General features: G+C 56.1%; 19 protein-coding genes. 3 read left to right on the plus strand and 16 right to left on the minus strand.

Annotated features, from left to right (window positions below; genetic code table 11):
- Window positions 1–2: 2 nt before the first annotated feature.
- From AC13CY_RS10565 to rpoE, 3 genes are all read right to left on the minus strand, one after another.
- On the minus strand, window positions 3–905 hold the full coding sequence (locus AC13CY_RS10565; protein ID WP_244154875.1) for a MucB/RseB C-terminal domain-containing protein: 903 nt from the start codon (window positions 903–905) through the stop codon (window positions 3–5).
- A 111-nt stretch (window positions 906–1,016) separates the two neighbouring features.
- Entirely contained in the window at window positions 1,017–1,751 is a 735-nt protein-coding gene (locus AC13CY_RS10570; protein WP_054640820.1) for a sigma-E factor negative regulatory protein, read from the minus strand.
- 272 nt (window positions 1,752–2,023) lie between these two features.
- A complete protein-coding gene (gene rpoE / locus AC13CY_RS10575; protein WP_089674571.1) occupies window positions 2,024–2,623 on the minus strand; it encodes an RNA polymerase sigma factor RpoE in 600 nt (199 codons plus the stop codon).
- 361 nt (window positions 2,624–2,984) lie between these two features.
- Here rpoE and AC13CY_RS10580 point away from each other — a divergent pair, with 361 nt between their 5' ends.
- Entirely contained in the window at window positions 2,985–4,058 is a 1,074-nt protein-coding gene (locus AC13CY_RS10580) for a 3-deoxy-7-phosphoheptulonate synthase (protein ID WP_044628383.1), read from the plus strand.
- A gap of 81 nt (window positions 4,059–4,139) precedes the next feature.
- Here AC13CY_RS10580 and dinG read toward each other — a convergent pair whose 3' ends face one another.
- Both dinG and rhlB read right to left on the minus strand, forming a co-directional pair.
- Window positions 4,140–6,269: an ATP-dependent DNA helicase DinG gene (dinG, locus tag AC13CY_RS10585; RefSeq protein ID WP_089674573.1), complete on the minus strand. Its 2,130-nt coding sequence runs from the start codon at window positions 6,267–6,269 to the stop codon at window positions 4,140–4,142.
- Window positions 6,270–6,274: 5 nt separating this feature from the next.
- Complete coding sequence (gene rhlB, locus AC13CY_RS10590; RefSeq protein WP_044628385.1) at window positions 6,275–7,549, minus strand: ATP-dependent RNA helicase RhlB; 1,275 nt, start codon at window positions 7,547–7,549, stop codon at window positions 6,275–6,277.
- 145 nt (window positions 7,550–7,694) lie between these two features.
- Here rhlB and AC13CY_RS10595 point away from each other — a divergent pair, with 145 nt between their 5' ends.
- Window positions 7,695–7,943 carry a hypothetical protein gene (locus tag AC13CY_RS10595; RefSeq protein WP_044628386.1) on the plus strand — a complete coding sequence of 83 codons (249 nt, stop codon included), beginning with the start codon at window positions 7,695–7,697 and terminating at the stop codon, window positions 7,941–7,943.
- Complete coding sequence (xthA, locus tag AC13CY_RS10600) at window positions 7,943–8,776, plus strand: exodeoxyribonuclease III (protein ID WP_054644951.1); 834 nt, start codon at window positions 7,943–7,945, stop codon at window positions 8,774–8,776. The genes AC13CY_RS10595 and xthA overlap by 1 nt, the downstream gene beginning before the upstream one ends.
- Before the next feature lie 76 nt (window positions 8,777–8,852).
- Here xthA and AC13CY_RS10605 read toward each other — a convergent pair whose 3' ends face one another.
- The 11 genes from AC13CY_RS10605 to AC13CY_RS10655 form a co-directional block, all read right to left on the minus strand.
- Window positions 8,853–10,010 (minus strand): hypothetical protein, encoded by a 1,158-nt coding sequence (locus AC13CY_RS10605; protein WP_353848595.1) that lies wholly within the window; start codon window positions 10,008–10,010, stop codon window positions 8,853–8,855.
- 7 nt (window positions 10,011–10,017) lie between these two features.
- On the minus strand, window positions 10,018–10,770 hold the full coding sequence (locus AC13CY_RS10610) for an energy transducer TonB (RefSeq protein ID WP_062375136.1): 753 nt from the start codon (window positions 10,768–10,770) through the stop codon (window positions 10,018–10,020).
- A complete protein-coding gene (locus tag AC13CY_RS10615; protein WP_286701842.1) occupies window positions 10,767–11,174 on the minus strand; it encodes an ExbD/TolR family protein in 408 nt (135 codons plus the stop codon). The genes AC13CY_RS10610 and AC13CY_RS10615 overlap by 4 nt, the downstream gene beginning before the upstream one ends.
- Window positions 11,167–11,709, minus strand: coding sequence for a MotA/TolQ/ExbB proton channel family protein (locus AC13CY_RS10620; RefSeq protein ID WP_044628391.1), 543 nt, complete (start codon window positions 11,707–11,709; stop codon window positions 11,167–11,169). Before AC13CY_RS10620 ends, AC13CY_RS10615 begins: the two co-directional genes overlap by 8 nt.
- Before the next feature lies 1 nt (window position 11,710).
- Window positions 11,711–13,072: a MotA/TolQ/ExbB proton channel family protein gene (locus tag AC13CY_RS10625; RefSeq protein WP_054644950.1), complete on the minus strand. Its 1,362-nt coding sequence runs from the start codon at window positions 13,070–13,072 to the stop codon at window positions 11,711–11,713.
- Window positions 13,069–13,848: a DUF3450 domain-containing protein gene (locus AC13CY_RS10630; protein WP_054641773.1), complete on the minus strand. Its 780-nt coding sequence runs from the start codon at window positions 13,846–13,848 to the stop codon at window positions 13,069–13,071. The genes AC13CY_RS10625 and AC13CY_RS10630 overlap by 4 nt, the downstream gene beginning before the upstream one ends.
- A gap of 219 nt (window positions 13,849–14,067) precedes the next feature.
- The gene (gene nrdF / locus AC13CY_RS10635) at window positions 14,068–15,039 is read right to left on the minus strand and encodes a class 1b ribonucleoside-diphosphate reductase subunit beta (protein WP_044630793.1); all 972 of its coding nucleotides are present in this window, start codon (window positions 15,037–15,039) and stop codon (window positions 14,068–14,070) included.
- Window positions 15,040–15,081: 42 nt separating this feature from the next.
- Window positions 15,082–17,277 carry a class 1b ribonucleoside-diphosphate reductase subunit alpha gene (gene nrdE, locus AC13CY_RS10640; RefSeq protein ID WP_074210486.1) on the minus strand — a complete coding sequence of 732 codons (2,196 nt, stop codon included), beginning with the start codon at window positions 17,275–17,277 and terminating at the stop codon, window positions 15,082–15,084.
- The gene (gene nrdI, locus AC13CY_RS10645; RefSeq protein WP_044630794.1) at window positions 17,244–17,693 is read right to left on the minus strand and encodes a class Ib ribonucleoside-diphosphate reductase assembly flavoprotein NrdI; all 450 of its coding nucleotides are present in this window, start codon (window positions 17,691–17,693) and stop codon (window positions 17,244–17,246) included. Before nrdI ends, nrdE begins: the two co-directional genes overlap by 34 nt.
- Window positions 17,694–17,702: 9 nt before the next feature.
- Window positions 17,703–17,924 carry a glutaredoxin-like protein NrdH gene (gene nrdH, locus AC13CY_RS10650; protein ID WP_044630795.1) on the minus strand — a complete coding sequence of 74 codons (222 nt, stop codon included), beginning with the start codon at window positions 17,922–17,924 and terminating at the stop codon, window positions 17,703–17,705.
- 253 nt (window positions 17,925–18,177) lie between these two features.
- A complete protein-coding gene (locus tag AC13CY_RS10655; RefSeq protein WP_044630796.1) occupies window positions 18,178–18,789 on the minus strand; it encodes a superoxide dismutase in 612 nt (203 codons plus the stop codon).
- Window positions 18,790–19,088: the final 299 nt, after the last annotated feature.

A 19,088-nucleotide genomic window follows, 5' to 3' on the forward strand; every position in this document is an offset into this window, starting at 1 on the left:
GGCTATGGCTCAATACGAACAGATTGCACAATACGCTGCAGCATATCCGAAGGAAGCTCCCCAATGGCTATCAATTGCCAGCGTTGATCACCCTCAGACACCAGCGCCACTGCTGCTGTTGAAACACCTAGCGGGTGAACGCCTTCTTTCAACACGCTCTGCTCAATAGGGTTAACGAAAAGGCTGACTGCGGCCAACCCATCGCTATATACCCGCTGGTTGCTGACAGGCTGCCCTGGATCTTGCGGCTGAGCAACAAACCCCTCTGGCAACCACTGTGCGTGCCAAGAGTGATCGGCTTGTTCGGCGCTCACGTCATCGGCGACGCCGCCATCATAAAGTTTAGGAGAGTGAAGCTGGGTAATTTGAAAGGTTTCCAGCACACGTTCTTGCCGGTCACTCATAACATGCTTAAGTAACAGCCCGGTCTCTTTATCAACCCACCATGCATGATAGTAGCGCTGCTGATCCCGGGGTGAAAAACGCAGTTGCACTGCATCGCGCCCTGCTACTCGGGCATCTTCTTGAAGGGAAATATCGTAATAGGAAGCCACATGTTGCGCCCAAGCTTCAGAGGCTTTTAAGCCACTGTTCACTTCTGGCGTAAAGCGCGCCATATAGCCAGCAATAGAGCGTCGCTCGATACTTACCGATGGCCCATCAAGATGTTGTACGACCTGCTGGCGAACACCATCACGAATGCGGTGGGAAAGTGCAAGCGTACGTACACCCAAGGCATCGATAGCGACTGCCCGGGCCTGAAAGTCATAACAGTGGCCCGCAACCAGTGCTAACTCAAGCCATGCTTGCGTGGTTGCTGGTGTTTGCTGTTCAGCAACCTCGGCACAGGAGAGCACCGTAGGGGTATCAGCAGTAACAAACGAGGAATGCAGGCTGGCACTCAACAGGCTTAACGTTAATGCAAGCCGGCCTCCCCATAAAGCACATCTGGCAGTCACCATACCAATCTATCAGCCCCTTACTCAGCGATCACGTTGTCCGGCGACCCGCCTTGCTTAACGCTGACCCAGTGGTTCTGTCACTGCTGAGCGCATCAGCGGCATCCAGCTGTCACCACCGCCCGTTGCAGCACCCTGCGCATGTTGCTCTAGGTAGGACTGAAGCATGCGCAATTGATCAACATCAATCGTCGTCGCTTGCTGTGCCATCATGCCTTGCGGAGCAACGGGGGCAGAAAACCCAGCTTCGCTAATATTCATTAAGCCGCTGTTGCCCGACTGACCATTAATGCGAAATGGTGTAGGTTCAAACATAGGCATGTCAGAAGCCGTCATAGCGGCAGGTTGTGATGCTGCCAAATTTACCGGCTGCACCTGAGCTCCAGCGCTATTCTGCGAAGCCACTGTATTACTCGCGGGCTGAGCACCACCGGTAGAAGCGTTACCATTAAAGAATTGAACGCCCGTAATGACCATCAACGACACCGCAGCAGCGACACCGGCACCACGAGCAAACGATATTCCACCTGCCCGTACAGGTGAGGCTGCGCTATCGCCACCCATAACAGGCGCTGGTTCTTCACGCAGGCGAGCCATAATGCCAGCAGAAAGGTCTACGCTAACGTCCACCCCACGCTCACGCTGCATCATACTGCGCGCTAAGTGATAGCGACGCCACGTTTCTGCCGCGTCGGCATCATCGGGCAGAGATTTCAACACCCGGCGCAATTCAAGCTCGTCACTCTCACTGTCCATTAATGCTGAAAGTGATTCCCGTGTGCTTTGACTCATACTTCACACCCTCACACTGTGTTAGAAGAAGCTCAGCGGCCACACGGCTAGCGCGTGCTTTAACCGCAAAACCTCGCAGGCCAAGACCCTATTACAAATTACCGTTTGCATAATGCTAATCACTGACAGACAGATAGCATTACGGTAGCTGTCGGCGGCTCAACTCGTTAAAGCTAGATAACCTGTATGACGCCTCACTTGCCAGACAGTTCACAAAAAAAGCAAAAACGTAAATGACTGTGACCAAAGCACTACTTTGATTAGTCAGCGGCTTAGTCATCGCGGCTGTTACGCGCCGTAGTGACTAGCGGACGAATATGCTCATCAACCGCTTCCCGAGCGCGAAAAATTCGCGAGCGGACGGTGCCCACCGGACACTGCATCACTTGGGCAATATCCTCGTAGGCTAAGCCGTCCAGCTCACGCAGCATAATAGCGGTGCGTAAATCATCTGGCAGTTTCTCAATCGCTTCATATACCGCCGCCTCAAGTTGATCCCGAGCAATAGATGCTTCTGGCGACTCTGAGTCCGCCAAGCGACCGCTCTGATCAAGAATTTCAGCGTCGACAATATCTAAATCGCTACCTGGCGGCCGACGTCCACGAGATACCAAGTGGTTTTTCGCCGTGTTAATCGCAATGCGATACATCCAGGTGTAAAACGCGCTCTCTGCGCGAAATTTACCCAGCGCACGGTACGCCTTGATAAAAGCTTCCTGCGCTACGTCCTGCACTTCTGCATGGTCGTGGACGTAGCGTCCAATCAAGCCAATGATTTTATGCTGATATTTTTTCACCAGCAGATCAAAAGCGCGTGTATCGCCTTTCTGAGCACGTTCAACCAGCTGTTGGTCTGTTTCACGAGTGCCCATTCACACGCTCCTTCTGCTCGAACGTTTTACGTCGAGCTTTGTGTCTTTTTCGTCCTGTAAGCCGGACCTTCACAGCAAGCAGCATAGCGTCCCTTGGGCATAAGTTAATCATCATGGAGGAAATTAACAGGCAAAGCTCCACCTGCCCCCTTGGTTATGTTGCACGCGTTGAATTGCTAAACACCAATATCGTCTAGTGTTACGCGTTCTTAGCAGCGCATCAAGCGCTTGCCCCCTCTAGTTAAAACCCTGAGGCTGACATTTTTCCTTAATGCAAAGTTCCGTAACAATTGATTTTTACCACCGTGACGCGCCATAGTAGTGGCCACTTTTAGCCCATCGCGAACGCACAGGTAGCAAGATGTCAGATCAACAGGTTAGTAACCTTAACGTCCTTGCACAGGATGTTCTTACCACCCCAGAAGCACTGAAAAACGCTATCCCCTTAACGGAAAGCGCCGAGCGTTCGGTTATCGAAGGCCGTCAGACCATCCAAAACATTCTAGATGGCAAAGATCCGCGTTTGCTCGTGGTCGTTGGCCCCTGCTCTATTCACGACGTTGAAGCAGCGCTTGATTATGCCCGCCGCCTGCGCACTCTGGCTGATCAAGTGAGCGACAGCCTCTATATCGTGATGCGTGTCTATTTCGAAAAGCCGCGGACGACCGTGGGCTGGAAAGGGTTAATTAACGACCCGCACCTGAACGACTCTTTCGAAATTGACGAAGGCCTGCACATTGCCCGCAAACTGCTGGTCGATTTAGCCGAAATGGGTCTGCCGCTAGCTACTGAAGCGCTTGACCCCATCTCTCCGCAGTACCTGCAGGACTGCATTAGTTGGTCAGCCATTGGTGCCCGCACCACCGAGTCACAGACTCACCGTGAAATGGCCTCCGGCCTCTCCTGCCCGGTTGGCTTTAAAAACGGCACCGATGGTAGTCTGGATGTGGCGATTAACGCACTGCAATCTGTCGCTAACCCGCACAACTTCCTGGGCATCAACCAGGCAGGCCAAGTGGCGATTATCCGCACCCGCGGCAACGCCTATGGCCACGTGGTCCTGCGCGGCGGCAATGGTAAGCCCAACTATGATAGCGTGAGTGTTGCCCTGGCAGAGAAAGAGCTTAAAAAATCTAATCTCTCTGCCAACATCATGATCGACTGCTCACACGCAAACTCGAATAAAGATGCCGCGCTGCAGCCACTGGTACTGGAAAACGTGACCAACCAGATTCTCGAAGGCAATACCTCGATTATCGGCCTGATGGTGGAATCCAACATTGGCTGGGGCAATCAAAAAGTGCCTGCAGACTTAAGCCAGCTGCAGTACGGCGTATCGATCACCGATGCCTGCATCGACTGGGACACCACAGTGGAAACGTTCACCCGTATGAACGAGAAACTAGCATCGGTACTGGCGAAACGCATCGCGTAACGAGCCACCGCTCTCAAAAACGTCCCGCTGAGCGCTGCTTAGCGGGCGTTTTTTATTGCCAGAACCTAACGCCCCTATCACCTATGCCTGTATATCGCGCCTGAAAGGCGGCAACGCATCTAATAGCGCCTGGCCATAGCGGCGCGTAATCACCCGCCGATCCAGCAGCGTAATGACTCCCCGATCGTTCTCTTTACGGATTAAACGACCACACGCCTGCACCAGTTTAATCGAAGCATCCGGTACGCTAATGCGCATAAACGGGTTACCGCCCTGGCTCTCGATCCATTCGGCAAGCGTTGCCCCAACAGGGTCATCCGGCACCGCAAACGGCAGCCGGGTAATCACCACGTGGGTGAGATAATCCCCCGGCAAATCGATACCCTCGGCAAAGCTAGCTAAGCCGAAAATCACGCTGCCCTTACCGCTATCCACCGCCGCTCTGTGTCGCTCGATGAGTTCTCGTTTGGGCAGCGCGTCTTGCGCCAAGATGCGCTCTTTTGCCGCAGCAGGCAGAGCCTTTTCCACCGCACGTAGCTGAGCGCGAGAGGAAAACAGCACCAGTACCGCCTCCTCCTCACCTAGCTGCGACACAAAGCGCACAATGGCGTTCTCATGGGCATCCCGGTCACTGGGGTCCGTTGCCTCTGCGGGCACCCGCAGAACCGCATTGGCGTAATCAAACGGGCTAGGAAGCGCCTGATAACGGTAGCGGTTAGCTAAACCAGCCCGCTCCTGCAGGCGCTCAAAACGGCCAAGCGCCGTGAGCGTTGCCGAAGTGACAACCGCCCCGTGGCAGCGCCCCCATAGGTGCTTGGCAAGCGTGTGCGCTGCAGAAACCGGGCTTGCTGAGAACTCAATCTCTGGTTCGCCCGCCACACGACTGAGCGTTATCCACCGTGCGCTGGGTGGCGCATTGGCGGCATCCTGTTCACTAAACGCTTGCCACAGCGCATGAGCCTCCAGGGCGCGACCATGGAGCAACGCTATTAGAGGCAGCCACGTTTCCGCCTGGTCACGGTCCAGGCCGGTCTGTTTATCCGGGTCCAGGCTTTCGCGCAGAATATCGCTAATGCTTTCTAGACTTCTCGACAGGGTGGCAAACATGACTAGCAGCTGCTGCGCCTGTTCGCGCAGCGCCTCGGGCACTTGGCCTTTTTCAAAACGCTGCTGATGGGTCGCCTCTTCATCTGCCAGACCATTTTCACGCCCTGCCAGCTGATGCCCCATGCTAAACACGTCACCCAGCGCAGGCTCCAAGCTATGCAGCAGCTCAGGCAGCCCTGCCAGTAAGCGAGCAATGGTGGGCTGTACCGCCAGGCCCTGGTTCAAATCCGTCAAACTACTTTTCAGGGTTTTTAGCCAGCGCAGACAGCCGTGCACCGCAAAGCGGTGGGCGAAATGGGACAGCGCCTTATCCGGCAGGTGGTGACCTTCATCGAAAATAAAGATGCAGTCGGCAGGATCTGGCAGAATCGCACCACCCCCAAGGGCAAGATCCGCCAGCACGAGGTCGTGGTTAGCAACGATAACATCCGCATTTTCCAACTCTCGACGAGAGCGGAAAAAGGCGCAGGCACCAAAATGCCCGCAACGGCGACCGGTGCACTGGCGATGATCCACCGTCAGCTGACGCCAGTGGCTGTCTTCGATAGACACCGGCCAGGTATCGCGATCGCCTTCCCACTCGCCTTTACCGTAGGCCTCCGCCATATCGGTGGCCAGTACGTTAAAGTCGCTGCTATCAGCTTGAAGGGATTGCTCGAACAGCGAAAGGGTTGGGTTGGGCTCACTACCCTCCAGCGCTTGATCCAGCCGCGCCACGCAGACGTAACGGCCGCGACCTTTCGCTAGCGCATAGCGAAAGGCAACACCGCTATGGCTAGCCAGCGACGGCAGGTCTTGATTCAACACTTGCTCTTGAAGGGCAACGGTGGCCGTGGAGACAATGAGCCGTTTGCCTTGTGCCTTGGCTATAGGCAGCCCCGCAATGAGATAAGCCAGCGTCTTGCCCGTGCCGGTACCGGCTTCCAGCACGCAAACGTGGCTATCGCTAACGCGCTTTCCCTCGCTGTCGCACTCGATATCACCTAGGGTGCGGGCGATTTCAGCAATCATTAAGCGCTGCCCGTAGCGTGGTGTCAGCCCTAGCTTTTCCACCACGTTACGGTAGGCTTGCTGAATATCGTTTTTAAGCGCGTTATCCAGCATGCCCGTTACAGCATGCCTTCCGGCGGATGTTCGCAGGGCAGCTTACCGTTAATGTAGCGCTCAATCTCTGGCAGTGAGAAGGCGTCTTCTTCACCAACAAAGCTGATGGAGACCCCTTTGGCGCCCGCGCGGCCAGTACGGCCAATACGGTGGACGTAATCTTCAGGGTCTTCTGGCAGCGTGTAGTTGATAACGTGACTGACGTCTTCAATATGGATACCGCGACCCGCGACATCGGTGGCGACCAGCACCTGAATCTCTCCCTCGCGGAAGCTTTCCAGCGTTTTAATACGCTGGTTTTGAGGCACATCGCCGGACAGCATAGCCGCGCTGACACCCGCTTTTTTCAGCAGATCGTCAAGCTTGCGCACCAAATCACGGCGGTTACCGAAGACCATGACGCGCTCAAAGCTCTCCTGCTCCAGTAGCTTCACCAGCAGCCGCTGCTTATCGTCATCGGAGACAAGATAGACACGCTGGTCGATATCCGCCTGATTCTCAACGGTCACTTCGATCTCGACATGCGCCGGATCAAGCGTCCATTGGCTCGCCAGATTGAGAATATCGTCGGTGAAAGTGGCCGAGAACAGGAACGTTTGGCGCTCCTCTTTTTTCGGCGTGTAGCGAACAATGCGCTTCACGTCGGGGATGAACCCCATGGAGAGCATACGATCCGCTTCGTCGAGCACCAGCACTTCGGTTTCAGAGAGGTCGATATCACGCTTCTGATGGAAGTCCAGCAGGCGTCCAGGCGTGGCGACCAGGATATCGATCTTCTTGCTCAGGCTATCGCGCTGTTTTTGATAATCCATGCCGCCGACGACACTGGCGACATTAAGCTGAGTAAAGCGCGCAAGCGCCTTGGCGTCTTTCTCGATTTGCAGCGCCAGCTCACGGGTCGGCGCGATGATCAGCGCGCGGGGAGCCCCCGGCTTTTGGCCCTCCGGTGTGGGCTCTTCGAGAAAATAGGCCAACACGGAGATCAAAAAGGCGGCGGTTTTCCCGGTGCCCGTTTGCGCTTTACCGACAATATCGCCACCTAACAGCGTGTGGCGCAGTGCTTCCGCCTGAATGGGCGTGCAGTACTCAAACCCTTGGGCATGAATAGCGCGCATCAAGGGCAGCGGCAGATCAAAGTCATGGAAGCGCCACTTGCCGGCAACGGCGGGCACCTGAAACTGACGAAGATCCCAGTTCGACTGACGACGACGCGGTTTCCGACGACGACGTTTAGGCTTGCGGTTCTGGGCCGATGCTGTGGTCTGTTCCGACTCGCTCATAGGCTGTGTATCTGTCCATTGCTGTGGAGGTTAGGCATCACGAAGTGCGCATTGTACCAGGGGTTGGCGATAAGAGCGCGCCCTGCTGTCGAAGGAGCACGCTTGCCTGTTAGAATGAGGCATACATTAACCCAAGGAGCGCGACATGACGCGTAAGAAAAAGACTCGTTCATTAGCGGATAAAGTGACTATCCGCACTGGTCGCCGCAAAGATTATAAAAAGTGGCGCCATGAGAACCCTGAGCAGGTGACCTCATCGCGCCGCTTTGTGGCTAAAAAGCAGCAGCAGCGCAAACTACAAGCCGTGCGTAAACTAGCGCGCCAGCAAAGCGGTCAGCCGATTGCGATTCACCCTGACAAAGGGGGCGACAACTCATCAGGAGACCCTTCGTAATGCGTTTGGTGTCGTTTAATATCAATGGCATTCGGGCACGGCTACATCAGCTTCAAGCGCTGATCGACACTCAACAACCTGATGTCATTGGCCTACAAGAAACCAAAGTGCAGGATAGTGAATTCCCCGTGGCTGACGTAGAAGCCATGGGCTATCACGTCTTCTATTATGGCCAGAAAGGGCATTACGGCGTTGCGTTACTGTGCCGCCAACAGCCGCAGGCGGTGTTTTACGGCTTTCCTGATGATGAAGAGGATGCGCAGCGCCGCATGATTGGCGTCAAGCTTCTCGCCGACGATGGCGAAGCGGTCACTGTGTGGAACGGCTACTTTCCGCAAGGCGAGAGCATTGATCACCCCACCAAGTTTCCGCACAAAGCACGCTTTTATCAACAGCTCGCACACCTGCTTAATACCCAGCATGCTCCTGAAGAGCGGCTGGCGGTCATGGGTGATTTTAATATCTCACCGGAAGACCAGGATATAGGCATTGGCGAAGCCAACCGTAAACGCTGGCTACGCGAAGGTAAAACCAGCTTCCAGCCCATTGAGCGTGAGTGGCTGGAAGGCATTAAAGCGTGGGGGCTTAGCGACAGCTACCGGCTGTGCCACCCTAATAACAGCGAGTGGTTCAGTTGGTTTGACTACCGTTCTAAAGGGTTTGATCGAGAGCCAAAGCGCGGCCTGCGTATCGACTACATTCTCGTCTCAAAGCCTTTGGCCGAGTGTGTGACAGGCGCAGGCATCGATTACCCGCTACGCGGTATGGAGCGCCCCTCCGACCACGCCCCAACCTGGAGCGACTTTACATTAACGCTCCCTGTTACTCAGTAGTATGTGAAGCAATTAGCAAGAAAATTCAGTAACAAGAAAACAGCCTGCCCCTTGTTTAGCGAAGGGGCTTTTCTTATCAACGAAAATTGGCCAGCCACTCTTCCGCTTGGCTATCCCCAAGATTAGCAGCGGTTGTAAGCGCCGCCTCTGCTTGCTCATTTCTCCCCCACCCATAAGCAAGTTGACCCAGCAGGCGCCAGTCATCGGCTGATTGCGTTACTTCAGCGAGCGCTTGCCAAGCGCCCAAGGCATTATCAATATGTTTCGCCTGCTGCCAGGCCGTCGCTCGCAAGCGCAACGTCTCTTCGTTGCTAGGAAGCTCGCCTGCCTCAAGCGCTGCCTCTAAATGCTCCGCGGCACGAGCGGGGGTCCCGCCTGCTAGATGAAGCTGGATAAGAGTAAGGCGCTCATCTGGGGTCGAGAGCTTGCCTAACTGCCACGCCGCCTCCCAGACGGCGGCTGCTACGCCCAACTGGCCTGCCTGCTGGGCAAGCCCGGCTGCCTGACGCCATGCATCGGCTTCGCTCTCGGCGCTTAAGCCCTTCAACAGCCAACTTAGCGCCTGCTCATTCTCTCCTGTGTGACGTAGCACAACATTCGTGAGCGTTTGTTGTTCAGCGCTGAGATCCCCTTGCTCTAGCAGCGGCACCAGCCACTCTAACGCAGCCTCCCAGCGCTCCTCTTCGGCCAGCATTCGCACCAACAGCCACGCCGTTTCTGCGTAACGCTCATTGCCCGAGGACTCTGACAACCACTGTTCGAACAGAGCAATGGCCTCATCACGCTCTCCGGCTGCACGGCGCAGCAACGCCTCATCGCGCAGCCAGCGGCGTACCTGGCTATCGGGAACGCTCGGGCGTTGGCGAGCGCTGGCCAATTCATCGGCGGCCGCAAGGTTTTCCCCCTGGCGCACAAGGGCGCTTGCCGCTAACTGGTGATAAAGCGCGCTGGCCCACTGGTCAGCTCGGTTACCGCCAGCCAGCCGCTCAGACTGGGAACGCGCATGGCTAATAATACGGCTTAACACCTCTGGATCTGCCGAACCGCTTGCTTGGCTTGCTAACTGGCTTTGCAACCCGTTCAGGTCTTGAATAATGTCACCGGGCAGCGGCTCATTGGCCACGGCAGTAGCGCTCATAGCGCTCAGTAACATGATGGCGACCCAACGCTGCATCCCCTTCCCCCGGCTAATATCGTTCACTGGCCTGCTTGGCGATTTTTCTCTACGAGACATGTCACCGCTACCTTAACTGGAACTCAATACGCTGGGTGGCGCGACGTAGCTGCTGGCTGGGTTCGAACTGCCAACGCGCAATCGCTTCGCGGGCGGCGTCTTCGAAGACCCGACGAGGCTGGGCATTGGTCACCCGAATAGAGCTACCGTCGACACTACCGTTACGCTGAATGACGAACTCCACCTCCACAAACCCCTCCATGCCACGACGCTGAGCACGGGGTGGATACGACGGATTAACGCGATTCGTCGGCGCCACCTGCCCAACGCTCACCGGTTCATTGGAGGGCGCAGGCTCAGCGGCCGGTGCTGCGTCGCGCTGGGCAGCGGCGGGCTCAGGGGATGGCGCTGCCGTTTCTGCTGGCTCGGGCGAGGGTTCCGGCGCAGGTTCAGGAGCTGGCTGTGGCCGCGGTGTGGGTTTGGGCTGAGCCTCGGTCAGCTCGGGCAGCTCGCTTTCCAACTCGACGGGCTCTACCGGCGCGTCAGGCAGCTCTACCTCGGGTAACGCAATCGTACTGGTGGCCACTGGTGCAGGCGCGGGAGTCGGCATGGGCGGAGGCGCGGGTGCTGCTTGCGCAGGCGCGGGAGGCGGTGCCTCCTGTTCGGGCGCCACCTCCGGTGCTTCCACCATGGTCATGGACATCGTCATAATGGGCTCATCGACTTGCTGTTCAGGTGGTGCCACCAGCAGCGCCAGCATCCAGAAGAGTCCAACGGCCAGGGCAATACCGCCTAGCATCGACAACGCATGACGCATCATGGCGCGCTCCGGCTCGCTGCCACGGCGACCTGCTCGACCCCTGCCTGCTGGAGACGATCCATAACCTCAATCAGCACACCCGTGGCGGACTCTCGATCGGCTTGAATAACCACCGACCCTTCACCACTGAGCATTCCGGCCACCTGCTGGCCAACACGATGTAGATCTACCGGCTGGCCATCTACCCATACCGCTCCTTCCGGCGTGACAGCAATCAGCACCTGAGCATCGGGGCGGGGTGTGGCCGCCGACGCTTCGGGGCGGTCAATCTCCACCCCGCTCTCCTTGATAAAGCTGGTCGTGACGATAAAGAAGATCAGCATAATGAACACCACATCCAGCATCGGCGTTAAGTTCACCTCATTGCTGTCGTCGGCAGCCTCTATAGAACGGCGTCTACGCATCACTCTCCTCCAAGGCACGCGCTAAGCGGTCATGCAAACGCTGGTCTTCGCGACGGATAACGTGCTCTAAACGGCTAATAAACAGCATACCCACTACCGCAATGGCCATTCCCGTTAAGGTAGGCAGCGTTGCCCGGGCAACGCCATCGGCCATGGCCCTGGCTTGGTGGGTATCACTCATCGAAAGGCTATCAAAAACGGCGATCATACCGGTGACGGTGCCCAACAGCCCCAATAGCGGACAGAGCACCACCAGCAGTTTGATCCAGGGCAGTGGGCGGCGAAGCTTGGCTACCAAGGCCGCACTCCATACATGACGTAGCGTACGCGCACTCCAACTGCGGTGGTCGCTTCGGGCTGCCCAGCGACGAACCAGTTCATGGCGCGCGCGCCGCCAACTGATACGGTAGTACCACCAGCGCTCAATCGCCATGGCGAACACCACCACCGCCACCAGCGCAAGCACGACTAGCACAGCGCCGCCCGCCTCTAACAGCCGCTCTACTGGCTCTAGCCAAAGGGGTAAGGTCGGCATGCTAGTTCACCGTTTGCCCAGAAAGAGTGAACTGCGCTTCCAGATGGTCGGCCAACGTGGCGCTGGCTTCGCCTTCAATCACCTGAGTAATAAAACGGCTGCGACTAGAGAGTGCCGTTTGGGCAAACAGCAGCGGCACAGCGGTTACCAAGCCCAGTACAGTGGTCACCAACGCCTGGCTGATACCGCCAGCCATTAGCTGCGGGTCGCCGGTACCAAATACCGTAATGGCTTGGAAGGTCACGATCATGCCTGTCACGGTACCCAGTAGCCCCAGCAGAGGTGCAATGGCGGCCAGTAATTTAACGATAGGCTGACCACGCTCAATCTTCGGCAACTCGGCCAGCACCGCCTCATCTAGCCTCGCTTCGAGCGCTTCTGGCGTTTGGTGCTTATCCATCTCTTTAAAGCGTTCTAACACGCGGCCAAGCGGATTATCTTTGCTTGGCTGATCCAAGTTTTGGCGCTGGCGGCGCACACGCGCACTCACCGTCAGTAGGTAAATATACTGAGCTAACGCCACCAGCAGCCCGATACCACCGAGCACGACAACGACGTAACCGACGTAGCCCCCTTGCTGAAAGCGCTCCCAGAGCGTGGGCTGTTGCGCCAACGCTTCCAGAACACTGCCTTGCGTGGGGTCAATGGCAAATTCACGGCTCTCGCCCTGGTGGTAAGCCGCTAACAGGTCGCTGACCGCTGTTGGCGTGCGCGGCACTTCGGCGAGGCTGCTCTCTTCGTCTTGCCCCTTTCTAAGCAGCGCAGACTCGGTAAAGGCAGCAAAATCACCCAGCCGCACGACGCTATGTGACTCTATGTCGCCGCTTGCATCCGCCACCGGCAGCTCGAGACGCTCGGCACGACCGGTATTCACAGTGAGCGTTGCCAGGCTATCTACCACGGCCTCAATTTGTGAGCGCTCCAGAACGTCGACATCATTAAGGCGCGGCGGCAGCGCATCTGCCTCTAGCGTTAGCCAGCTATCGCCGCCTAGCTCATTGCGAATTTCTTCACTGTGACGGGCAAGATCTGCTAGCAATGAGGTTAACGCTTCTCCCTGCTCCTCTTGCCGCTGGGCAAGCGCTTGGGCCTGCTCGCTTTGCTCATCCTGCTGCGCTTCAAGGGCTGCCTGCTCTTCTTCAGCCGCCTCATGGGCAGCGCGTGCTTCCTCCAAGGCGGCTTCCAGGCCATCTTGATCTTCTAAGAATGACTGCAGCCGCGCCTGATCACGCGCTTGGGCAGCCTCTCGGGCCTCCCTTAGCGACCCAAGTTCATCGCTTTGGGCCATGGCAGCGCTGCTCGTTAATGTGCCAACCAGTAACGTTAGGCAAAGCCATGCTTTTGGGCGAGAGAATAGACTCATGGCTGGCCCCCTTGGTCATTGGCAGTAATAGAAAGTGGTAGTTGCAGAAGCTCCGGCGTGCGCTGATCATTAACGATGCGCAGGCCGTTGCGTACCTGACGGCGAGCGGGTTCGTCTAACGCCAGCCATTCACCGCTCTCTTTATCCCATACGCCACCTTCGCGACCATCGGGCGTCAGGTAGTAAAAGCCAATACGGCCAATGCGCAGGTACTCCACCTCTCTTGGCGACGCTCCCTCCATCACCAACCGGCCTCGCCAACTATCCACTTCACGGCCATAGGCCAGCTCAGCGCGCCAGGCTTCGAGCAAGCTGGCAATGCGTTCAGCGCTGCCTGCCTCGGGATTACCGGCGGATTCCACCCGGGCGAGGCGTTCATCGGTTAAGAAAGGTAGATCTGACTCGATCCAACGGGTTAGCTGCTCGGCCATGTCCTGCTCAATCATGGGCAGCGCATCACGGGTATCGCTTAACGTATCAAGCGCTTGGCTTAATCGCTGCTGGCGCTCGGCTTCGCTAGCCAGGCGGCTACTGAGCGTTGCGTTAGTAGTTTCCATCTGGCGGGTTTCCCGCTCTAGGCGGCGCAGCTCTTCAATGGCGGAACGCGTAGCTTCATCCGCGCTGTCAATTTGCTGCTGCAGTTCAGACTGGGTTTGCTGGGCCTCGACACTTTGGGCCGCTTGATCCATTGTCTCATCACTTGCCATTAGCGTACCGCTGACCAGCACTCCTGCTAGCCAACACCCACGCAAGGCAAAGAAAGGCCTTTTCAGCACGTTATGTCTCCGTCACTGCTTAACGCGCCCTCACGAACGGCGCGCTAAAACTCATTAGGTATAAGAACGATTTGCGTTTAACGCGTGCAGTGCATAGCGTAACACTAATAGAATAAATGACAATATTTATCATTAACATCCACCAACAGTCTGGCGGGAGTTGCGCGCATAAAAAACGGGAGCCATAAGCTCCCGTAGAGAACGTAACGACAGCAGTGCTTAAAACGCCCAGTCGTCGTCTTCTGTGGCGACCGCTTTACCAATGACATAGGAAGAGCCAGACCCTGAGAAGAAGTCGTGGTTCTCATCCGCGCTGGGTGACAGTGCGGCCATGATCGTCGGGTCAACGTCCGTCACGCTGCTGGGGAACAGCGGCTCAAAGCCCAAGTTCATCAGGGCTTTGTTGGCGTTGTAGTGAAGGAATTTCTTCACATCTTCCGACAGACCCACTTCATCATACAGCGACTCGGTGTAGCGAACTTCGTTGTCGTAAAGCTCCAGCAGCAGCTCGTAAGCGTAATCTTTGACTTCCTGCTGTCGCTCGGGCGTCTCTTCTGCCAGCGCCTGCTGGAATTTGTAGCCCACGTAGTAACCATGCACCGCTTCATCGCGAATGATCAAACGAATCAGGTCGGCCGTGTTGGTCAGCTTGGCATGACTGGACCAGTACATGGGCAAGTAGAAGCCGGAGTAGAACAGGAACGACTCCAGGAAAACGCTCGCCACCTTGCGCATCAGCGGATCGTCGGAGCGGTAGCGCTTCAGGATGAGCTCCGACTTCATCTGTAGCGTCGGATTCTCCTCACTCCAGCGGAACGCGTCGTCTACATCACGCGTTGCACACAGCGTCGAGAAAATCGAGCTGTAGGAGCGCGCATGCACAGATTCCATAAAGGCGATATTGGTGTATACCGCTTCTTCATGAGGAGTGCGGGCATCTTCCATCAGCACAGGCGCACCCACGCTGCTTTGAATGGTGTCCAGCAGCGTCAGACCCGTAAATACGCGGATAGTAAGCTGCTTCTCTTGCTGCGTCAGCGTGTTCCACGACTGAATATCATTAGAGAGCGGCACTTTTTCCGGCAACCAGAAGTTACTGGTCAGACGGTTCCATACCTCAAGGTCTTTATCGTCTTGAAGGCGGTTCCAGTTAATCGCATTCACTCGCGACAAACGTTGCATCATCGTCATCAGAGTTCTCTCACAAACATCTTCTTAAAAGCGTATCCGAGGTTACAGCGTACAGGAGACGCAACCCTCTACCTCGGTGCCCTCAAGCGCACTTTGGCGTAAGCGAATGTAGTAAAGCGTCTTAATACCTTTACGCCATGCGTAAATTTGCGCCTTGTTGATATCCCGCGTGGTGGCTGTATCCGGGAAGAACAGCGTCAACGAGAGGCCTTGGTCAACGTGCTTGGACGCCTCCGCGTAGGTATCGATAATTTTTTCAGGACCGATTTCGTAAGCATCCTGGAAGTAATCGAAATTCGCTTCGTTCAAGAATGGCGCTGGGTAGTAAACGCGACCCAGCTTGCCCTCTTTACGGATCTCGATCTTCGCCGCCACCGGGTGAATGCTGGAGGTGGAGTGGTTGATGTACGAGATAGAACCAGTCGGCGGTACCGCTTGAAGGTTACGGTTGTATAGGCCGTGCGCCATCACCGAGGCTTTCAGCGCTTGCCAATCGTCTTGCGTGGGCAATGCAATACCGCTGCGCTCGAAAAGCTGACGGACTTTCTCGGTACGCGGCAGCCACGCCTGGTCGGTGTACTTATCGAAGAACGTACCCGATGCATAGGTAGAGTCTGCGAACCCGGCAAAGGTCTCACCGTGTTCGATGGCCAACTGGTTCGACGCACGAATGGCATGGAAGGCAACGCAGTAGAAGTACAGGTTCGTGAAGTCCAACCCTTCTTCTGAGCCGTAATAAATATGCTCGCGAGCCAGGAAGCCATGCAGGTTCATCTGGCCAAGACCGATGGCGCGCGATTTGGCATTACCCTCGGCGATGGAGGGAACGCTGCGCAGATTACTCATTTCAGACACGGCGGTCAGACCGCGAATGGCGATCTCGACGCTGGTGCCGATATCACCGGAATCCATCACCTTGGCGATGTTCATCGAGCCGAGGTTACAAGAGATATCTTGTCCTACCTGACGGTAGCCCAAGTCGTCGTCGTACTCGGTCGGCGTGTTGACCTGCAGAATCTCGGAGCACAGGTTACTCATGTTGATACGGCCTGCAATCGGGTTGGCGCGGTTGACCGTATCTTCGAACATGATATACGGGTAGCCAGACTCGAACTGCAGCTCGGCCAGGGTTTGGAAGAAGGCGCGAGCATTGATCTTGTGCTTGCGAATACGCGCGTCGGCCACCATTTCATGGTACTTCTCGGTCACACTGATATCGCCAAACGGCACGCCGTAGACGCGCTCGACATCGTAGGGCGAGAAGAGGTACATGTCGTCGTTGCGCTTGGCCAGCTCGAACGTGATATCGGGAATGGTCACGCCCAGCGACAGCGTTTTGATGCGGATTTTTTCGTCCGCGTTTTCACGCTTGGTGTCCAAAAAGCGCAGAATGTCCGGGTGGTGGGCGTTGAGATAGACCGCTCCGGCACCTTGACGCGCACCTAGCTGATTGGCGTAGGAGAACGCGTCTTCCAGCAGTTTCATGATCGGAATGATGCCCGACGACTGGTTCTCGATACGCTTGATCGGCGCGCCGGATTCGCGAATGTTGCTGAGCAGGAAGGCCACGCCGCCGCCACGCTTGGAGAGCTGCAGCGCGGAGTTGATGGAACGCCCGATGGACTCCATATTGTCTTCGATACGCAGCAAGAAGCAAGAGACCAGCTCGCCTCGCTGGCGCTTACCACAGTTTAGGAAGGTGGGCGTCGCAGGCTGGAAACGGCCGCTGATGATCTCGTCGACTAGCGACTTGGCCAACGCTTCATCGCCACGCGCTAGCGTGAGCGCCACCATGCAAACCCGGTCTTCATACCGCTCGAGATAACGTTTGCCGTCGAAGGTTTTGAGCGTGTAGCTGGTGTAGTACTTGAACGCACCCAAGAAGCTCGGGAAGCGGAATTTGTACGCATACGCCTGCTCGAACAGCGCTTTGACAAACGTAAAGCTGTACTGCGCCAGCACGTCGGCTTCGTAGTACTGCTCTTCCACCAGGTAGTCCAACTTCTCTTCCAAGGAGTGGAAGAACACGGTGTTCTGATTGACGTGCTGCAAGAAGTACTGGCGCGCCGCTTCGCGGTCTTTATCCAACTGCAGTTCGCCGTTGGCACCGTACAGGTTCAACATCGCATTCAGCGCATGGTAATCCAGCGTGCGCGCCTCGGTGGCTCCCGCAGCAGGGCGTTGATCTGCCGAGTTTTTTGCAGCTACGTTCTTAGAGACTGAGCTTGACGTTTCCAAAACTCTTCTACTCCTTTGCGGACCTTGGCGACATCGTCATCGGTACCAAACAATTCAAAACGATAAAGCAGCGGCACTTGGCACTTTTGGGCAATGATTCGCCCCGCCAAAGCGTATGCGTCACCAAAATTAGTATTACCAGCAGCAATGACACCTCGTAAGAGGTGTCGGTTGTGCTCGTCATTTAAAAACCGAATAACCTGCTTTGGCACAGCCCCATTGGCCGAGCCACCTCCGTAGGTGGGGGTAACCAATATGTAGGGCTGCTCAATGCGTAGCGTCGGGGCTTCACGATGTAACGGCAGCCGCTGTGCACTTAAACCAAGCTTTTCAATAAAGCGATGGGTGTTGCCTGACTTGGTGGAAAAATAGACCAGCGTACCTGCCTGCTCGGCTTCCACGTCAGCAGCGTGCATGGGTGACGATTACGCCAACGCTTGGATGCGGTCCGGACGGAAGCCCGACCAGTGCTCTTCACCGACGACCACGACAGGCAGCTGGCGGTAACCCAGCGCTTCGACTTCTGCTTGAGCACCCGTTTCGGCGGTAATGTCGATGACGGTGTACTCAAGGCCTTGCTTATCCAGCGCGCGATAGGTGGCAGTACACTGTACACAGGCAGGCTTGCTATAAATTTGGATTTCCATGGCTATTTCCCCTTTTCATAGCGGCAATTTTCAGGTAGTGCGCAGTGCTTGCTCTACCCCTCTAAAAGTCACCACGCATACTATATATAGACTAAGAGAAAATCAATTTCAGCATATATGGTATTTTTTCATCCACAGGTTATGGACAGCTCATGCCCAGCGCTATACCCAGAGACAAAAAAAACCGCTCCCTGATAGGGAGCGGTTTTCCAGCGGTGTCAGTAGCTGACACCGCCCTCACAGGGCGTGAGTATTAGGCGATGGCGGCTTGGTAACGGCGCTCGACATCTTCCCAGTTCACCACGTTGAAGAAAGCATCCACGTAGTCTGGACGCTTGTTCTGGAACTTCAGGTAGTAAGCGTGCTCCCAAACATCCAGACCGAGTACGGGCGTGTTGCCGTGCATCAACGGGCTATCTTGGTTGAGGGTATTTTCGACGACCAGCTTTTTCTCAGGCGTGACGGACAACCACGCCCAGCCGCTGCCGAAACGGCCCAGCGCGGCTTTTTTGAAGGCGTCTTTGAATGCATCAAAACCGCCCAGCTCTGCGTCGATGGCTTTAGCCACGTCGCCATGCGGCTGTCCGCCACCGTTGGGTGACATCATTTGCCAAAACATGGAGTGATTAGCGTGGCCGCCACCGTTGTTGATAACGGCTTGACGCTTCTCTTCGGGTACGCGATCCAAGTTCGCCACCAGCTCTTCCACCGGAACGTCTTCTAGACCGGTGCCTTCCAGCGCACCGTTCAGGTTGGTGACGTAGGTGTTGTGGTGGCGAGAGTGGTGAATTTCCATCGTCATCGCGTCGATGTTCGGCTCGAGAGCATCGTAAGCGTACGGCAGTTCAGGAAGGGTATGTGCCATGCTATCTTCTCCTTGAGTGGCTTCTGTTGCGTTCACTACATTAGGTGTGGTCTTACTCCACCCTTTTCAACCACCGCCCCGGCAATTTTTTACCATCGGCGGCAAATCTTTGTCCCAGCACCTTAGTCAACTATTGTCAGTTTATCGAACCCGCCCACAATAGCGAGTAGGGTGAGGCGTCTCCGCCTCATCCCTCTCACAGAACCGTACATACGGACCACGTATACGGCTCATGCCATTAACTTACCCCGAATTCGGGGACAGTGATGCCGGTTCTGACCCTGGTCAGATCCAATAAC

This window comes from Vreelandella sp. L-15 (assembly GCF_056857635.1).

Bases quoted from the DNA above. Each gene is read 5' to 3' on its own strand.
- AC13CY_RS10570 (WP_054640820.1), bottom strand. From the start codon at position 1,751: ATGAGTCAAAGCACACGGGAATCACTTTCAGCATTAATGGACAGTGAG.
- rpoE (WP_089674571.1), bottom strand. From the start codon at position 2,623: ATGGGCACTCGTGAAACAGACCAACAGCTGGTTGAACGTGCTCAGAAA.
- AC13CY_RS10580 (WP_044628383.1), top strand. From the start codon at position 2,985: ATGTCAGATCAACAGGTTAGTAACCTTAACGTCCTTGCACAGGATGTT.
- dinG (WP_089674573.1), bottom strand. From the start codon at position 6,269: ATGCTGGATAACGCGCTTAAAAACGATATTCAGCAAGCCTACCGTAAC.
- rhlB (WP_044628385.1), bottom strand. From the start codon at position 7,549: ATGAGCGAGTCGGAACAGACCACAGCATCGGCCCAGAACCGCAAGCCT.
- AC13CY_RS10595 (WP_044628386.1), top strand. From the start codon at position 7,695: ATGACGCGTAAGAAAAAGACTCGTTCATTAGCGGATAAAGTGACTATC.
- xthA (WP_054644951.1), top strand. From the start codon at position 7,943: ATGCGTTTGGTGTCGTTTAATATCAATGGCATTCGGGCACGGCTACAT.
- AC13CY_RS10605 (WP_353848595.1), bottom strand. From the start codon at position 10,010: ATGTCTCGTAGAGAAAAATCGCCAAGCAGGCCAGTGAACGATATTAGC.
- AC13CY_RS10610 (WP_062375136.1), bottom strand. From the start codon at position 10,770: ATGATGCGTCATGCGTTGTCGATGCTAGGCGGTATTGCCCTGGCCGTT.
- AC13CY_RS10615 (WP_286701842.1), bottom strand. From the start codon at position 11,174: ATGCGTAGACGCCGTTCTATAGAGGCTGCCGACGACAGCAATGAGGTG.
- AC13CY_RS10620 (WP_044628391.1), bottom strand. From the start codon at position 11,709: ATGCCGACCTTACCCCTTTGGCTAGAGCCAGTAGAGCGGCTGTTAGAG.
- AC13CY_RS10625 (WP_054644950.1), bottom strand. From the start codon at position 13,072: ATGAGTCTATTCTCTCGCCCAAAAGCATGGCTTTGCCTAACGTTACTG.
- nrdF (WP_044630793.1), bottom strand. From the start codon at position 15,039: ATGACGATGATGCAACGTTTGTCGCGAGTGAATGCGATTAACTGGAAC.
- nrdI (WP_044630794.1), bottom strand. From the start codon at position 17,693: ATGCACGCTGCTGACGTGGAAGCCGAGCAGGCAGGTACGCTGGTCTAT.
- nrdH (WP_044630795.1), bottom strand. From the start codon at position 17,924: ATGGAAATCCAAATTTATAGCAAGCCTGCCTGTGTACAGTGTACTGCC.
- AC13CY_RS10655 (WP_044630796.1), bottom strand. From the start codon at position 18,789: ATGGCACATACCCTTCCTGAACTGCCGTACGCTTACGATGCTCTCGAG.